Source organism: Sphingopyxis granuli (genome assembly GCF_001559015.1).
Taxonomy (GTDB): domain Bacteria; phylum Pseudomonadota; class Alphaproteobacteria; order Sphingomonadales; family Sphingomonadaceae; genus Sphingopyxis; species Sphingopyxis granuli.
In genome coordinates this window covers 708,153-722,834 of the sequence record NZ_CP012199.1, presented here as the reverse complement: position 1 = coordinate 722,834, position 14,682 = coordinate 708,153, and the positions used below count along the sequence as shown (strand labels likewise).

Below are 14,682 nucleotides of genomic sequence, written 5' to 3'. Positions count from 1 at the left end.
TTCCGGGCGGGAGACGTGCTGCGCTTTGCCTATGGCTCGCGGACCACCCGCGCGAGGACGCCATGGTGAGGCGCGGCATATTCCTCCTCGCAGCCACCGCGCTGATGGCGTCTCCTGTTTCGGCGCAGACGGTCGAGGACCGCGCCCGCGCCGCCGCCGAAGTATCCCGCGCGAAGACCTCGGACAGCGATGCGATCCAGCAGAATTACCTGACGCCGGGTCTTGCCGGACAGCCGATCTCGACGGTCGACAACAGCCAGACGTTCAACCCCAACATCGCCTGCCAGAAGACCGCAACGCTGCTCGAGCTGATCGCGCAGCCGGCGGCGACCGGCGATATCGGCACGCTGCGGATATCGCGCGACAAGGATCTCGACGGCACGGTCGACCAGACATTGACCCTGCCGGTGCCGGTATCGGGCATTTGCGCCAATGGCGTGGTCTCCTGTCAGCCCGGCACCTGGAACCAGTGCAAGAGCTTCAAATGGGACGTCGCGTCTGGCGGCGATCTCAAGCTCGCGCAAGTCGAGCTGACCGATCTCGCCGGCTGCTACTGTGTCAACAATAGCTGCGGCAGCAATCTTGTCTGGGGCAATATGGCCTCGGTGCTGAAGGACCTGGGCGGCGGCGTGATCGGTGCGCTCACCACCGCCGATCCACGCGTCGGCGTCGCGCAGGCGGTGATCGACGGCCCGGCCATCCGCTATACCGGCGCGCAAAGCACGGCCTGCTCGCCCGACCCCGCGCTCCCGCAGACGGCCTATCGCGCCAGTCCCGCTACGATCCAGGGCGATGCCGCGAGCGTCGCCGCATCGAACAGCATTTTTCAGGCGCTGAAAGCATCGCCCGCCGGGGTCGGCAAGGCCGATCAGATCCGGTCCTGCACGATCACGCGGGAGATCAGTATCAAGCCCTGGCAGTTCGACGACATCGTCTCAGCGAGCGGCGGCATCACGTCGAGCTGGAGTTGCGGCGATGGCTGCCGCCGCTACCAGATCCGCGGCGCAGGCGCCTGCGGCAGCAATCCGCCGGTCTATTCCGCCATCTTCAGCACGCAAGCGCCGGAGCGGATCACCTCCGCGCGCATCGTCGAAATGGGCGCCGACGACTGGGTGCAGGCCCGCGTCAACGGCGTCGCGGTCGGCTATGCGGGCAAGCGCGTGTGGATGCACGACGGCATCCCGTCGGGCGATTGCCGGATCAGCGGCAGCGCCTGGTACAACCATGCGCCGATCGACATCACCACCCAGTTGAAGGCCGGCGCCGCCACCGTGTCGGCGCGGGTGCGCGGCGGTGGCGGCGGCAACTGGGGCTATGTCGTCGTTGAAATCCAGGCCGACACCGCCTGCGATGTGAGCGAGCGCATCATCGATCTCTGTTCGGGCTATGCCGGCGACGCCAATTGCGCGCTCCATGACGAGAACGTCGATGGCGTGGACACGTTCCGCAGCGGCGTCGGAACCGGGCTCACGCCCTTGCCGCAGACGCGCCTGTTCGAGAGCGGCGCCTGTTCGCTCCGTCTCGCGCGGCCATGGTTCGAGCGGCAACGGCGCTACCGCTGCACCGTCGATACCGGATCGATGCCGGAACCGGATCTGGGCCGCGGCGCCTGGATCATCGACCATTCGACCGAGACGATGCTGGCCGACCGCGTCAGGACAGCCGACGGCGGCTACTCCACCTCGTCGCGCTCGTTCGCGCTGCCCGATCGCGGTTCGGTTCCGGCCTGCGAGCCGGTCTGCAAGACCCGCGCGCCCGCGCGCAACACGGCGGCGGCGATCGACGGGGTGGTCGGCGCCAAACAGAATGCGCCTGTCGGGTGGGACACCTTCTACCATGCCTGCACGGCGGCAAGCGGCGGCGATGTCTGCCCTGTGGGTCCGGGCGAGGAGATCGTCTCGCCCTGCGGCTGCCTCGACGATTTTCCCGAAGCGGTAGTGATGATGCAGACCGTCCGCCTCGGCGGGGCCGACATGGTCTGCACGGGAGAAGTGCGATGATCGGGCGCCGCCTTTCCTGGCCGAAGCGCGCGGCGTTGTTCGCGCTCGGCCTGTCCGGCTTCCTGCTCGCGGCGCACGTCACCCCGGCACAGGCGCAAACACTCCCAGTCTGCGCGGTCGATCTCAACGGCAATGGCGATGCCGGTGATCCCGGCGAGGTCGCGAACTGCACCATCATGGCGGATGATGCCTGGCTCTGTCCGATGCAGCAGACGATGTGCGTAGCCGATGCCGAGGGCGCCTATAGCTGCCCGCTCGGCAGCCAGCACCCATGCCTGACGCCGGTCGGCGGCGGCACGCCGATGTGCTCGCCCAATGCCTGCACCGGCAGCGATGGTGCCGGAATTGAGGACGATCCCATCGTCGACGATCCCGGCGCGCCTGCTGATGGCGAAGTCGACGCCGAAGGGCATTGCCTCGGCAATATCGAGATATTCGCGGGACGCGCGGTGCGCTGCCGCCCGGCGGGCCTCAAGACCACCTTCTCCAATTGCTGCAAGGACAAGGGGAAAATCGTCAAGGACGGCATGGGCTCGTCCATTTCGTCGATCGGCACCAAGATCGCGGTGGCCAAGGGCGTGTTCACCGGCATGAAGGCCGCCTACGGCGCGTTCAAGGCGGGCGCGACCGCCGGCCAGGCCGCAAGCTCGGGCGCGAACGCGATCATCGCCGGGATCGATCCGACCTCGATAGCCATCAGTCTCGCGATCAACTTCATGATGGATTTCCTCCTGTCCGGCTGTGACAGCCAGGACATGGAAGTGGGCATGCTCCGGGGCTCGGGCATGTGCCATGAGGTCGGCACCTACTGCTCTTCCAAGATCCTCGGCATCTGCGTGCAGAAGTCGAAGGGCCACTGCTGCTTCAACACCAAATTGGGCCGCATCATCCAGGAGCAGGGCCGCCCGCAGCTCAAGAGCTTCAATAGGCTTGGCTGGGGCACGCCGAAGAACCCCTACTGCCGCGGCTTCACCCCCGAAGAGTTCCAGGCGCTGGATTTCTCCAAAATGGACCTTTCCGAATATTATTCCGAGATCGAGGCCCGCGCCCAGGCCGACATCCAGATCGACATGAAGGACAAGATCGATGCGTATATGCGGGTTATCGGCCAGTAACGCGCGCGTCCTCACCGCGCTCGCCCTGCTGCTTTCCACTTCCGCGCCGTCCCACGCGCAGGACGCCGCGCCGCCGGTGAACGCCAGGGAACACGCGCAAGAGCAAGGCGGCGCGGCGATGGACCGGCTCGAACGCGCCACGGCCGCGCGCAAGGCCGAAGCGGAAGCGCGTGGCCCGACGGCGCTGCCAACCCCGTCCGAAGAGAGCCGCCGCCGCGCCTTCGAGGGGCTGCGCAAACGCGCCCCGTCGCCGGCGATGGACGCGCGGGCGCGCACCGCGCTCGACAAGGGCAAGCAAGCGATGGCCGCCGAGCGCGACGCCATGGCCAAACGGCTCGGCCAGGCACTCGGTCTCGATGCGCCCGACATGGCGGCGGTGGCGGGCGCGACCACGCCACTGGATGCCAAAGGCTGGGTGCCCGTCTTGTTCGTCTCGTCCTCGATGCCGGTGACGACATTGCGCACCTATGCCGGGCAACTCGAACGGGTTGGCGGCGTGCTGGCGTTCCGGGGAATGCCCGGCGGTCTCACCAGGGTCGCGCCGATGGCGAAACTCTCGGCGGAAATCCTGCGCCATGATCCCGGATGCGAAGGCCCGGCCTGCGCGATGCGCGACGTGCAGCTGATCGTCGATCCGCTGATTTTCCGCCAGCAGGGCGTCACCCGCGTGCCCGCGCTCGCCATGGTGCCGGGCGATCCGGCGCTCCCCTATTGCGAGCGCGAGGATGATGCCCCGCGCGCCGCGCATGTCATCTACGGCGACGCGGCGCTTTCCGGACTTCTCGAAGAATATGCCCGCCTCGGCGGCAAGCAGGAGGTCCGCGATGCTCAGACTCGCCTTCAGGGCCGCTAGATCCGGCTGGGCCGAACTGAAGCTGCTGCCGCTCAAGGCCGCGGTCGCGCTCGGCAGTTCCGGCCTCGGCCAGCCACCCCGGCCCAAACAGCTATGGAAGGCGTTCGGGATCGTCCTGCCGGTCGGCCTACTGGCCTGGTGGGCCATTCCCCAGGCGACCATCGTGATGAGCCCGTCGATCGACGCCTGGCTCGTCCGCAAGGCGCCAGGGCCGATCAACCGCGGCGACTTCGTATCGTTTACCCTGTCGCATCCGCTCGCCGGTCCCAAGCCGGTCGATGTCACCAAGATGGCGCTGTGCCTGCCGGGCGACCGCATCGACTGGATCGAGAAGCCGTCGTCTGCATCTGGGCCCATCCATCCCGGCGAATGGGATGGCTGGTACTTCTGCAACGGCAAGCTGCTCGGGATCAGCAAGCCCTATGGGCATAACGGCCAGAAGCTCGAGCACTGGCGGCCGTTCTATCCGACGATCCCGGCGGGCATGATCTATGTCGGCTCGTCGCACGCCAGCGGGTTCGACAGCCGCTACTACGGCCCGGTCGCAATCGAGCGGCTGAAGCGCATGGAGAAGCTGCTGTGATCCGCGTCGCCCTCCTCATCGTGGCGGTGCTCCTGCCGATCCTGCCTGTCCATGCGCAGACCGGCGATCAGCGCACCGGCTACTGGTGGTATCAGGCGCCGCCCAAACCCGCCGACGATGAACCCGATCCCGACGCGCTCAAAAAGCCCGCGATCCCGCCGATGGTCGAGCTGGCGACCTGGACGCCGCCGAAGATCAGGAAGCTGATCGAGGAACAACGGGATTACGCGGCGACCGTGCTGACGGTCGATGCGGTGAGCGATTTCTGGCGCCTGCAGGACTTCGCCCGGCGCAAGGCCCGCGCCTTCGCCGGCGTCACCCAGATCGCCATGCTGCAAAATCCCGAACTCAACGCTAAATCGGCGAACCCGATGGTCGGCGAGGCGCGCGATCAGCTTTCCGCGCAGAAGGATCAGGTCCGGCGGCAGTATCTGCGCAGCCGCGCCAACGAGTTTGCGCTCGTCATGTTCTCGCGCTCGACCTGCGGCTACTGCCGCGTCCAGTGGCCGATCGTCCAGCGCTTCCAGGACGAGATGGGCTGGCAGGTCACGCTGCAGGACATCGACCGCAAGCCCGAACTCGCGCAGCGTTTCGGGGTCGAGGTCACGCCCACGACGATGGTGATCCGGCGGGGCAGCCAGCAGCGCATGGTGATCGCCAGCGGGGTCGAGGCCTATCCCAACCTCATCCAGATGGCCTACCAGGCGGTCCGGCTGCTCGCGGGCGATATCCGGCCCGAACAGTTCCTGACCGGCGCGGGCGAAGAAGACGGCTTCTTCGACGCGCTCGCCAACGGCCCGGTGTCGGCCACCGATCCGCGCGTGCTGGGCGGCGATCTGGTGGACGTTCGGATGGAGCCCCGGCCATGATCCGCTTCGTCGCCATCCTGTTTGTGGCGCTGGTCATGGCCAGTGCGCCCACTCACGCGCAGGCGCCGACGCGCGAACAGGCGATGCGCGCGGCAATCCACCCCATCTCGACCGACGCGGAGATGCGCCAGTGGCTCGCCCGCGTTCCGGTGACCCGCGACTGGCCGCCCGACTTCGCCGAAACCATGAAAGGCCAGCCCCCCGCGTTCATCGTCGAGATGAGCACGGCACCCGGTTGCATCCCCTGCGCCGATCTCTGGGCCCGGCTTGGAACCCTGGGGCAACGCTATGGCTGGAAAGTCCGCACCATCGGCAGCCAGGAAGCGATGCTGCGCTCCGGGCGTCTCGGCCTGCCCTGGGTGGGGCATCCCGTCGCCTGGGTCCGCCCTGTCGCCGATTCCAATCGCATCATTCCCGTCGCGATCGGCACCGATCATGAGCCCAACCTCGCGCGCAATCTCTACCTCGCCGCCAAGATGCTGACCGGGGTGAAGCCCGCTGTCGGCGTGCGCGGCATGGCGAAGTTCACCGGGATCGTGGCCGCGGCCACGCGTCTCTCCTCCAACCGGGCGAGGAACTGACATGGAGAGCCGCTTCCTCGCCCACATCATCGAAGGCTCTCTGCCATGACTTCGCCGCGTCGCCGCCTGCCCCTGCTCACCCTCCCTCTGCTGGCATGCCTTTCCTTTGCCACCCCGGCTTCCGCGCAAAGCTGGGCCGAGAGCTGGTTCGACAATGTGACCTACACCAGCCCGGGCTCTTTCGAGGATCAGACCCGCGGCTATATCACCGCGGGCGGTATGTCGGGCCGGATCGACGTCCATAACGACTATCTGATGAGCGTCACGCTGCCCAAGGTCCGCGCGGGCTGCGGAGGGATCGATATGTTTTTGGGCGGCATGTCGTTCCTCGACCCCGACTATCTCGTCCAGAAGCTCGAAAGCATCCTTCAGGCTGCCCCGGCGGTCGCTTTCCAGTATCTGCTGGAAACGCTCGACGAGAAGATGGGTAACATCATCTCGAAGATGGAGGCCGCCACCAATTTCCTGAACTCGATCCAGGTCAACGATTGCCGCCTCGCCAACCGCATGGTGCAGATCGCCAAGGGCGATGACAATATGTCGGGCATCATCGAGGAAATGACCGGCTATAAGAGCGTGCGGGAGGGCTTTTCCAAGAGCTATCAGCAGAGCCGCGAGAAGATCCAGGCGAACCAGGGCAATCCGACCGAGGATTTGCGCGACGCGCTGGAAAACTGCCCGGCGGAAGTCACGGATATCTTCAAGACCGGCTCGCTGCTAGCCCACGCCGCCGCGCGTGTCGGCGCGTCCGACTGGGCCGGCGTCATGCGCGCCCGCGTTGGCGACGTCTATATGCGCTGGGACCCGGCGGACAAGGTTCCGCTGTTCACCGCCATCCCCGCCTGCGCACGGCAGGACACCGAGAGTGTCGACGATTTCCTGACCGGCAAGGTCCAGACCCGCGCGATCGCAGTGCCGCCGACCGCGGCCGATTGCTCGACCGACGGCAGCGGCAAGGGCGCACTGGTGCTCGCACGCGGCCGGATGGAGTCGATCGCGGTCAAGATTCGCACGCGCGCGGCGTTGACGGCAGAGGAGCGGCAGTTCGTCGCCAATGTGCGCACCCTCCCCGTCTATCGTCTTCTGGAATGGGGCGTGCGCCAGGGGCTGGTCGAGAGCGTGATCGGCGATACCGACGAACTGGTCGCGTTGACGCTCGCATACCAGATGCTCAACGACCTCACGCGCAGCATAGATTTTGCCGTGTCCAATGCCGAACGTGGCGTGACCGCCGCCGGTGCGGCCGATGCCGGCAGCGCCAGGATCTGCCAGACTCGCATCCTCGCCAAGGGCATCGAGCAATTGAGCGGGCTGCGCGACGAGGTGCTGCGCCAGCGCGCGCAGATGCGCCAATCCTACATGGCCGCTCTCAACCAGGCGAACCTCTCGGCCAACTATGCCGGGGTCGTGCGCCAGCGCGACCGCGATGCGCGCGACGCCGCCGGCGCCGCCGCCAACCGCAACCGCTGACGGAGGGCCGCGTCATGCATCGCCTCGTTCGCGCTCTCTCGGTCCTGATCGCTCTCTTCGCGGCCAGTCCCGCCCTGGCGATCGATGCGAGTTTCCACACCTATGACGGCTTTGCCGAGACGGTGGATGCCTTCCGCCTCGTCTCGATGATCTTCGGTGACTCGCGTTACGAGACATTGGTGCTGATCGTCGCGGTGGTGGGCATCGCGGTCGGCGTGCTGCTCGCGAGCATCCGCGGGCAAGGCATGGGTATCGTCACCTTCGGGTTCCAGATGCTGATCGGCGTCGGGCTGTTCGTCGGCCTGGTCGCGACTACCGGCACGGTCCATGTCTATGACCGCGTCCGCAACGCCTATCAGCCGGTCGGCGATGTGCCGAACCTCATCGTGCTGGTCGCGGGCATGACCAACATGATGGAACGCGCGCTCGCGGAGGTGATCGACGACAACACCACCGATCCGCATGCCAAGCTGGAATTTGGCGCGGGCGGGCACAGTTTCGACCTGTTCCTCAATGCCGCATCCCCGCGCGGGCCGATGACCGACACCTTCCTCGATGCGACGATCAAGGACTATGTCCGGCAATGCTATCCGGTCGCGCGGGTTTCACCGGCCTATGGGGTCGACGACGATCAGCTGTTCCGCACGGCGACCGATCTTCCTGGCGCCTTTGCGGCAATGGCCGGACCGGCGACCTTCAGCACCGTGTTCACCGCTACCGACAAGGGCGGCACGACCGTGAGCTGCAATGAGGCCTGGGAGCATATCTCGACACGCCTTTCGGAGCCCGCGCTGTTCGACAATTATGTCGCGCAGGTCTGCACCCGCACCGGCTACGACATCGGCAATGCGACCCAGCTTCAGCGCTGCCGGTCCAACATCGGCGAACTCGGCCAGATGATGATGGATACGCCGCTCTCGCTCCAGCAATTCCTGACCAACGTGATGCTCGGCAGCACGGTGGGCGACGTATTGTTCGAGGATAGCCCCGCCACCGCCGCGCGCGTCATGGCCAATCGCGCGGTCGTCTCGTCCGGCCTTGCCACCATGTCCACCGCGAACGAGTGGATGCCGACGATCCGCGCCACGGTGTTCGGGATCATGCTGTTCATGATGCCCGTCGCGCTGCTGTTCATCCTCACCCCGATCAACCTGCGCGTCGCAAGCTTCGCGCTCGGCCTGTTCGTGTTCGTGGCGCTCTGGGGCGTGATCGACGCCGGGATCTATCAGCTGACGCTCGGCCGCGCGACCGATGTGCTGGCCGAGATGCGCGCCAACCATGTCGCGGCCAATGCCTGGATGCTGGCGCCGTCGTCCGCGATGAAGGCGCTCGCCATCTTCGGGAGTTTCCGCACCGCATCTGCCGGTTTGGCAGGCGCTTTCGTGTTCACCGTGTTCCGCTTCTCCGGCAATGTATTCACCTCGTTCACATCCGGCGCGCTCGGCGTGCAGGGCCAGGGCACGGCGGCGGCAGCGCCGCTTGCCACCAGCGAAGGCTATGCCGGCGCGCTCGAAGCGCAGGCGGGGGCTGCGGGCACGATGGCGCGCCGGGGCGCGGCCTCGAACTTCGGGGACTTCGGCGAACGCACGACCTTCGGCGCCAATCGGGCGTTCGGTGCGGCGAGCAGCGTGCTCGGCGAACATGGCGGCGGCGCCAGCGGGACGGCCGCGTTCGGCTTGGGCAAGCTCGATGCGGCGCGCGAACTGGGCGGCCTCTCCCCTGCCCTCACCGGCCGCAGCCTCACCGATCCCGCGACCGTGCGCGCCGTGCGCGACAATGCGACGACGAGCGCCATCCATAATTTTGCCGAGAAGGATGCGCTGCGCAGCCTTGGCACCGGCTATTTTGGCGAGGGACAGTCCGGGGAGCGCGCCTTCGCCGCCTTCGCGCAGAAGATGGTCCAGTGGAAGGCGTTCGGGGATACCCGCGCCTATGACATGATGCTGTCCGGCGCGCAGCGGCATTTCGAGAGGAGCGGCTACGACCAGCAGGATGCCGCGCTCAAAGCCTCGACGGTGATCGCGCAGGCGTCGGCCGATCCGACCTTCGCCAAGCTGATCGCTAATACCTTCGACCAGGAGCAGATGCTGAGGAACGATCTGACCGGCGCGCAGATCCAGGTCGGCGCGATGGAAGGCAGGCGCGATTTTGCTGGCGACAATGTAAGGCGGATCGAGCGCGGCAATGTCGCGACCGAGCAGGCGCATAGGACCGGCAGCAATGAGGGCCAGCGCAACGCTTCCTCCATGCTCGGCCTCTCCGTTCAGGAAACCTCCCGACGCGTCGCCTTTATCAACGCGCTATCCGGAGAGGCTCGCTCCACCGCCATTTCCCAACTGTCGCGCGCAACGGGCAGAAATGAAGCGCAGGTCATGCGGGCGCTCGAAACCTACAATGCCGCCGTGCAGGTCGGCACCGCCGACGGTGCGACCGCCGAGGCCGCGCGCGAGGGCACCAGCGTCTATGGGCGCACCCGCGAGGCAGCGGGCTTCGATTTTGCCGAACGGTCGGGCAAGCTCGACGCGCAGCGTGAGGTCGGTCACGACGGGACACGGTCCGCCGCCCGGATCGGTGAGCAGCGGCGGCAGGCCGACAACGCCGGGTTCGCGGAAGGCGCGGCCGCGGCGGGCATGTCGGTGCGACAGGCCGCACATCTCGACAGCTTCATCCGCACGCTCAGCCAGGGTGCCGGCAATCAGGTCGATATGGCCGAAGGCGGCGCGGCAGGCATCGCTGATCGCGCCCGCAACGAACGGTTGACGCGGATCATCGACAATGAGCGCTTGACCCGCATGCAGAAGTTGCTGGCCGATCATGGGGTGGACATGTCGAAGCGCGAGATCGCCATGGCGCAGAATGGCGATCTGAGCCTCAATCTTACCCCGGAGACGGCGGCGCAGATGTGGCGTGGCGGGCTCATCAACGAAAGCCAGCTCGGCGCGGTCGCCAATGGCGGGCGGGCAAGGTTCTCGTTCGCCGACAACGATCTTCTCGTCTCCAGCTCGGTCGGGTTCCAGCAATCGGCACGCAACGACACCTCCACGCGGTTCGAGGCGGGCAAGCAGGCAGGCCCTGACACCATTGAACACTTCCTCAGCAGCGGCGAACAGGGCCAGGCGATGATGCAGAACTGGCTGCGCGGCGGGTTCGAGATGGATCGGCATGGCAACTGGCGGCTTAACCCGCAGGTGGCCGATACGCTTACGCGCGACGTCCAGGCGATCATCGCGCAGACCGGATGGCAGCGCGGGCTCTCACGATCCGCGCAGGACCAGACCACGATGGGGACCACTATCGGCGCTCATGTTGGCGGCACTATCAGTGCCAATGAGTCGGAAGCGACGGGCGGTCGCGGACAACCTAGCGGCAAAGGGCAACAATCGAACCAAAGCCCGATCACCCAAAAGGGACGCTCCACATCGGGGCGTGTCGGTGGGAGTCTTGGGTTTGAGAGCCGTGACGTTGGCACCACGAGCGAGACGGCGCAGTCAGCGATTGATATCGTGAACTACGACGTCCGCAATGCAATAGCAGCGGCTGAACGGGCGGCTGCCCGCTCCGGCAGCCCGGAAGCGGCCTTCTCGCGCGAACTATCGGAACGCATTCTTGGCCCGAACGGGATGCGCAATCGCTACCTGCAGGATGCGGATTCCGGGCGAGCTACGTTCGATATCACCGGTCCGCTCACCTCAATCGAACAGAATTCCGTCCTGAAAAGTGGTCGGTTCTCGACCGATCTCGATAACAGCCCCGGCGACGGGGACAGTAGCTTCAAGAAGCGTTAAAGTCGTTTGTGAGGCCAGTGAGAGCTCAAAGGATTTCCGATCCACAATGCACCAGACCTCGGATCGAGAATATCGGAGCTGGCATGGAGATCCTCCATTGCCCGATCATGCTCCTCCCATACATCGGCGATTCTAGCTACCGTTTCATCGGACAGCGAAGTTCCGTCACCCTGCTTTGGAAACTGCGCGAGCCAATGCTGTGCATAGCCGATTCCGAGCACCATAAGCGCCATCATCGGGAAGAACAGGACGTTGAGAAAACCGGCCGCCGCGCTGTCGTAGAACGCCTCAAGCGGCGCGATCCTGGTCGATGCAGCCATGCCGATCCACCAGACCGGAATTGCCGACCACCACAGCTTCGCGTACCACGGACGCCAAAGCCAATCGGCCGGTTTCAGCCGAGGCGATGCCGGTTCGGGCGCTTGAATATGGGCGGCGTTGTTCATCGCTATATCCTCACTGGAGGACTATAGCAGAATTCTGTCGGTGTTCCATCATTTGTGAATCGGCTCGATCTGGAAACCGATTGGGAACAACGCTTCTAATCTATCGGCATTGACCCATCTTTGCGAACAGGGATCGATGTGGCGGCGTCAATTCCAGAGAGAGGGTATTGGCGCCGCCGCAATAACCGTCACCAATGTCAATGCATGACGGTCGTTCTTGCCAGTTCCGGTAAATGTCGCGGTTGGGACAGCTTTTGCGGTGTCCAACACGGACTGCGTCTCAGCCGCTTCTGCTGGGCATATGACTTACAAGGTCGGCACGAGACCGTGCATTTTCCATATCTCGAGCATCTCCATCCCCGGGCAACCCCCTTCTCGGCACCTCCGCTGATGCGAGCGGCGGCGCGACCTGTAAGGCTGGCAGTCATGATGTTTTCAAAATCTGAAGTCCGGCTAACGGCTCGGAAACCATAAAATAGCGCATGGCACCTTCGCGCAAAGAGCCAGCGCACAACAATATCCAAGTTGGGGGTTGTTGTTGATGAAAATCCCGCGATTTCTGTCATGCTCCTCTGCAACTAAGAAGGAGGTGAGAGCATGGGGAGCGGTAACGAGCCGGGCAACGACGAATTAAAAGAACAAGCGCTGGAAATGATGGAGCAGTCCTTGGCGATCCTATACGCCTTGCAGGAACCCGCTGCTGCCGATCTCCACGATGTGATTGAGAGGGTCATGGGGTCGTCGGGCAAGATGGGGGAAGAAGGCGAGGTATGGGATTCTGTTTTTACCGATCTACCGCACCTGACCATGCGGGCCTTGTTCCTTCATCGCAATGACGGCTTTACCGTTGGCCAGATCGCACGCCGCCTCCGCATCAGCGAGGCCGACGCGGCGGAGCGCCTCGACCACGCTGTGCGCTATGTTCGCGCGCCTGCATCACCAAGAATATAGCCAGCGCTGGCGGAAAGACATTGCCCGGCCATTCCGCCAAAATCCATGTCGAACCGTAAGCCTTCAATGTACCTGCTGGTCCCAAACGCGAGCGGCTCCCTCTCCCATCACCTCCACCCTTTCCTCGCTGCTCCCGCACTTCACCTAACCACCACCCTTCCGCGCTGCTCGCCGCAAACAGGCTGACCTGCAGGCGTCGGAGGGGCGCCTGACCTATCCCGGCAGCAATTGCTTCTCCAACGCGGCAACAAGCTCCTGCCTCTTGCCAGGGTCCAACCGGTCCAGGTTACGTTGCTTCCACAAAACCGCGGGCAGTCGCCTCGCCTCATCAATGCCCGCAAGCGCCCAGTCCGGTTCACCACGCTTGAAGCCGACAAGGAATTGCCGATGAGTGTCAGGCATCCCGGCAACCATGCACGCGATGATGTCTTCACGCGCTGATTCCAGTTCCGCCAGAGTGATCGGCTGGTGAGTCATTCCGACGAAACCGCGCTCGAACTCCTCGGCGAGCGGTTTACGGGCGGGAGCGAGAACCTCGGCCATCGGGCGATTATGGCTGGCGAGGTAGACGAGAAATGCACGTCGCAAATCGTCTGTGACGCCTTCGTTCGCCAGCAAGTCGCGGACGTCGAAGAGGTCGCGAGGGTGCTGCCGGTCGAGCGCCGCCACGATTTTTCCCGCATAGAGATCGGCGAAGGACACCACCTGAATCTCAGCAAAACCAAAGGCGTCCTCGACTGCGGGAACGACACCCATAACGACGGGATCATAGACCGTCCCGCGCAACACTGGCGTGACCTCGATCTTGATCTGCACATCATCCGCACGAACGATGAGCTTGGTGACGATTTTTTCGTCAGCGGAACGCGACGCATGAATCCTGGCTCCGACCAGTCCTTCCTCGATGCGTTCCTTGATCCGCAGCATCGCCGCATCGATCGTGGCGAGCGAGGTCGCGCGGTCCTCGATCGGCAGATAGGTGAGGTCGATGTCCACCGAAAGTCGCGGCAGGTCACGCACGAACAGATTGATCGCTGTTCCGCCTTTCAGCGCGAAGATATCCTCCTTCGCGACGTGAGGCATAACACGCAGAAGAAGAGCGACCTGTCTCCGGTAGCCGTCGAGAAACGCCATACAGCTATTCTCCCGCCAGGTCGGAGGGCACGGTGATGTTGTAGCGCCGGTCGAGCTTCCCTCCTTTGACCAGGACGCGTTTGCCCGATCCGAGATCCAGGCGGGAAACATCGAGCTTCGAACGCCAGGCATGGCCATGGCGATCCGCGAAGAAGAGGAAGAGACGCTTCACTTTTACGCTCGCGCACGCCTCAAGAAGTGTCTGAAGGCGACGTGGGCTGAGGTCGCTCATTCCTTCCATCAGCATGTCGACCTGATGGAAGCTCTCATGGGGAAGCTCATCGAGCAGTTCGAGAACGGCGCGTTCCTTGCTCGAACAGCGGATCGGCAAGGTCGTGCCGGCGGTGCTGGACATCCGGGGCGCAGGCTCGGGAGGAATCTCGCCGTCGACTGGAAACAGCCGGAGGCTGTTATGCCAGCGGAACGAGACATCGAGTGGCAGGCTGTCGAGCCATGTCGGCGGCCGGCTTGGCCCATAGAGATGGACTTCGCGCACCGTTATGGAGAGATAATGAGCGTAGCCCTGCTGTTCGAGCGCTGTGCGCCCGCCAACTGTCAAAGGCAGGTCCAACAGGGATTGCAGTGAGATAACGGCCTGTTCCCAGGTGAGCGGTCCACGCGAGCGGCGATAGACGCGCCGGGTCGGGCTATCGAGCCATCCCGCGCGAACATATTGGCTCCGCAGCGATGATGAGTAACCATGGGCTTCCATCCATGCCGCGTCGACCAGCAGGCTCTCTGGGAGATCCCGTTGCAGCCGGTTTAATTTTCCTAATGTTTGCGAAGCCATGCTATGCATTTTGACAGATTGGGAAACTACTGTCGAGTTTATTAATTTCGAAATTAGCTAAGCCTTGCTTGGCATTATCAGAGCTCGGCAAACTGGATCGTGCGA

At 64.5% G+C, this 14,682-nt stretch carries 12 protein-coding genes; 9 read left to right on the top strand and 3 right to left on the bottom strand.

The genetic code is table 11. From position 1 onward, the window contains the following. Positions 1–62: 62 nt before the first annotated feature. The 8 genes from SGRAN_RS03375 to SGRAN_RS03340 are packed head-to-tail and all read left to right on the top strand — an operon-like array spanning position 63 to position 11,256. Positions 63–2,000, top strand: a complete 1,938-nt coding sequence (locus SGRAN_RS03375; protein ID WP_062066070.1) for a hypothetical protein — start codon at positions 63–65, stop codon at positions 1,998–2,000. Continuing rightward, positions 1,997–3,115, top strand: a complete 1,119-nt coding sequence (gene traN / locus SGRAN_RS03370; protein ID WP_148650786.1) for a conjugal transfer protein TraN — start codon at positions 1,997–1,999, stop codon at positions 3,113–3,115. The genes SGRAN_RS03375 and traN overlap by 4 nt, the downstream gene beginning before the upstream one ends. Next, the gene (locus SGRAN_RS03365) at positions 3,087–3,968 is read left to right on the top strand and encodes a type-F conjugative transfer system pilin assembly protein TrbC (RefSeq protein WP_062066072.1); all 882 of its coding nucleotides are present in this window, start codon (positions 3,087–3,089) and stop codon (positions 3,966–3,968) included. The genes traN and SGRAN_RS03365 overlap by 29 nt, the downstream gene beginning before the upstream one ends. Further along, complete coding sequence (locus SGRAN_RS03360) at positions 3,940–4,551, top strand: S26 family signal peptidase (RefSeq protein ID WP_062066075.1); 612 nt, start codon at positions 3,940–3,942, stop codon at positions 4,549–4,551. The genes SGRAN_RS03365 and SGRAN_RS03360 overlap by 29 nt, the downstream gene beginning before the upstream one ends. After that, positions 4,548–5,420 carry a conjugal transfer protein TraF gene (locus tag SGRAN_RS03355; RefSeq protein ID WP_062066077.1) on the top strand — a complete coding sequence of 291 codons (873 nt, stop codon included), beginning with the start codon at positions 4,548–4,550 and terminating at the stop codon, positions 5,418–5,420. The genes SGRAN_RS03360 and SGRAN_RS03355 overlap by 4 nt, the downstream gene beginning before the upstream one ends. Further along, complete coding sequence (locus tag SGRAN_RS03350) at positions 5,417–6,001, top strand: hypothetical protein (protein ID WP_062066079.1); 585 nt, start codon at positions 5,417–5,419, stop codon at positions 5,999–6,001. The genes SGRAN_RS03355 and SGRAN_RS03350 overlap by 4 nt, the downstream gene beginning before the upstream one ends. Positions 6,002–6,046: 45 nt before the next feature. Continuing rightward, positions 6,047–7,471: a conjugal transfer protein TraH gene (locus SGRAN_RS03345; protein WP_062066081.1), complete on the top strand. Its 1,425-nt coding sequence runs from the start codon at positions 6,047–6,049 to the stop codon at positions 7,469–7,471. A 14-nt stretch (positions 7,472–7,485) separates the two neighbouring features. Continuing rightward, on the top strand, positions 7,486–11,256 hold the full coding sequence (locus SGRAN_RS03340) for a conjugal transfer protein TraG N-terminal domain-containing protein (RefSeq protein WP_062066084.1): 3,771 nt from the start codon (positions 7,486–7,488) through the stop codon (positions 11,254–11,256). Here SGRAN_RS03340 and SGRAN_RS03335 read toward each other — a convergent pair. After that, positions 11,253–11,702: a hypothetical protein gene (locus SGRAN_RS03335; protein ID WP_013846839.1), complete on the bottom strand. Its 450-nt coding sequence runs from the start codon at positions 11,700–11,702 to the stop codon at positions 11,253–11,255. The two genes, SGRAN_RS03340 and SGRAN_RS03335, sit on opposite strands and share 4 nt — an antisense overlap. Positions 11,703–12,299: 597 nt before the next feature. Between SGRAN_RS03335 and SGRAN_RS03330 the strand changes: the two genes are divergently transcribed. Further along, entirely contained in the window at positions 12,300–12,653 is a 354-nt protein-coding gene (locus tag SGRAN_RS03330; RefSeq protein WP_013846840.1) for a hypothetical protein, read from the top strand. Positions 12,654–12,866: 213 nt separating this feature from the next. Here SGRAN_RS03330 and SGRAN_RS03325 read toward each other — a convergent pair whose 3' ends face one another. Together SGRAN_RS03325 and SGRAN_RS03320 are read right to left on the bottom strand one after the other, a co-directional pair. Further along, the gene (locus SGRAN_RS03325) at positions 12,867–13,787 is read right to left on the bottom strand and encodes a nucleotidyl transferase AbiEii/AbiGii toxin family protein (protein WP_013846841.1); all 921 of its coding nucleotides are present in this window, start codon (positions 13,785–13,787) and stop codon (positions 12,867–12,869) included. 4 nt (positions 13,788–13,791) lie between these two features. Then, positions 13,792–14,577: a type IV toxin-antitoxin system AbiEi family antitoxin gene (locus SGRAN_RS03320; RefSeq protein ID WP_021690794.1), complete on the bottom strand. Its 786-nt coding sequence runs from the start codon at positions 14,575–14,577 to the stop codon at positions 13,792–13,794. Positions 14,578–14,682 lie beyond the last annotated feature (105 nt).

Bases quoted from the DNA above. Each gene is read 5' to 3' on its own strand.
- SGRAN_RS03375 (WP_062066070.1), top strand. From the start codon at position 63: ATGGTGAGGCGCGGCATATTCCTCCTCGCAGCCACCGCGCTGATGGCG.
- traN (WP_148650786.1), top strand. From the start codon at position 1,997: ATGATCGGGCGCCGCCTTTCCTGGCCGAAGCGCGCGGCGTTGTTCGCG.
- SGRAN_RS03365 (WP_062066072.1), top strand. From the start codon at position 3,087: ATGCGTATATGCGGGTTATCGGCCAGTAACGCGCGCGTCCTCACCGCG.
- SGRAN_RS03360 (WP_062066075.1), top strand. From the start codon at position 3,940: ATGCTCAGACTCGCCTTCAGGGCCGCTAGATCCGGCTGGGCCGAACTG.
- SGRAN_RS03350 (WP_062066079.1), top strand. From the start codon at position 5,417: ATGATCCGCTTCGTCGCCATCCTGTTTGTGGCGCTGGTCATGGCCAGT.
- SGRAN_RS03345 (WP_062066081.1), top strand. From the start codon at position 6,047: ATGACTTCGCCGCGTCGCCGCCTGCCCCTGCTCACCCTCCCTCTGCTG.
- SGRAN_RS03340 (WP_062066084.1), top strand. From the start codon at position 7,486: ATGCATCGCCTCGTTCGCGCTCTCTCGGTCCTGATCGCTCTCTTCGCG.
- SGRAN_RS03335 (WP_013846839.1), bottom strand. From the start codon at position 11,702: ATGAACAACGCCGCCCATATTCAAGCGCCCGAACCGGCATCGCCTCGG.
- SGRAN_RS03330 (WP_013846840.1), top strand. From the start codon at position 12,300: ATGGGGAGCGGTAACGAGCCGGGCAACGACGAATTAAAAGAACAAGCG.
- SGRAN_RS03325 (WP_013846841.1), bottom strand. From the start codon at position 13,787: ATGGCGTTTCTCGACGGCTACCGGAGACAGGTCGCTCTTCTTCTGCGT.
- SGRAN_RS03320 (WP_021690794.1), bottom strand. From the start codon at position 14,577: ATGGCTTCGCAAACATTAGGAAAATTAAACCGGCTGCAACGGGATCTC.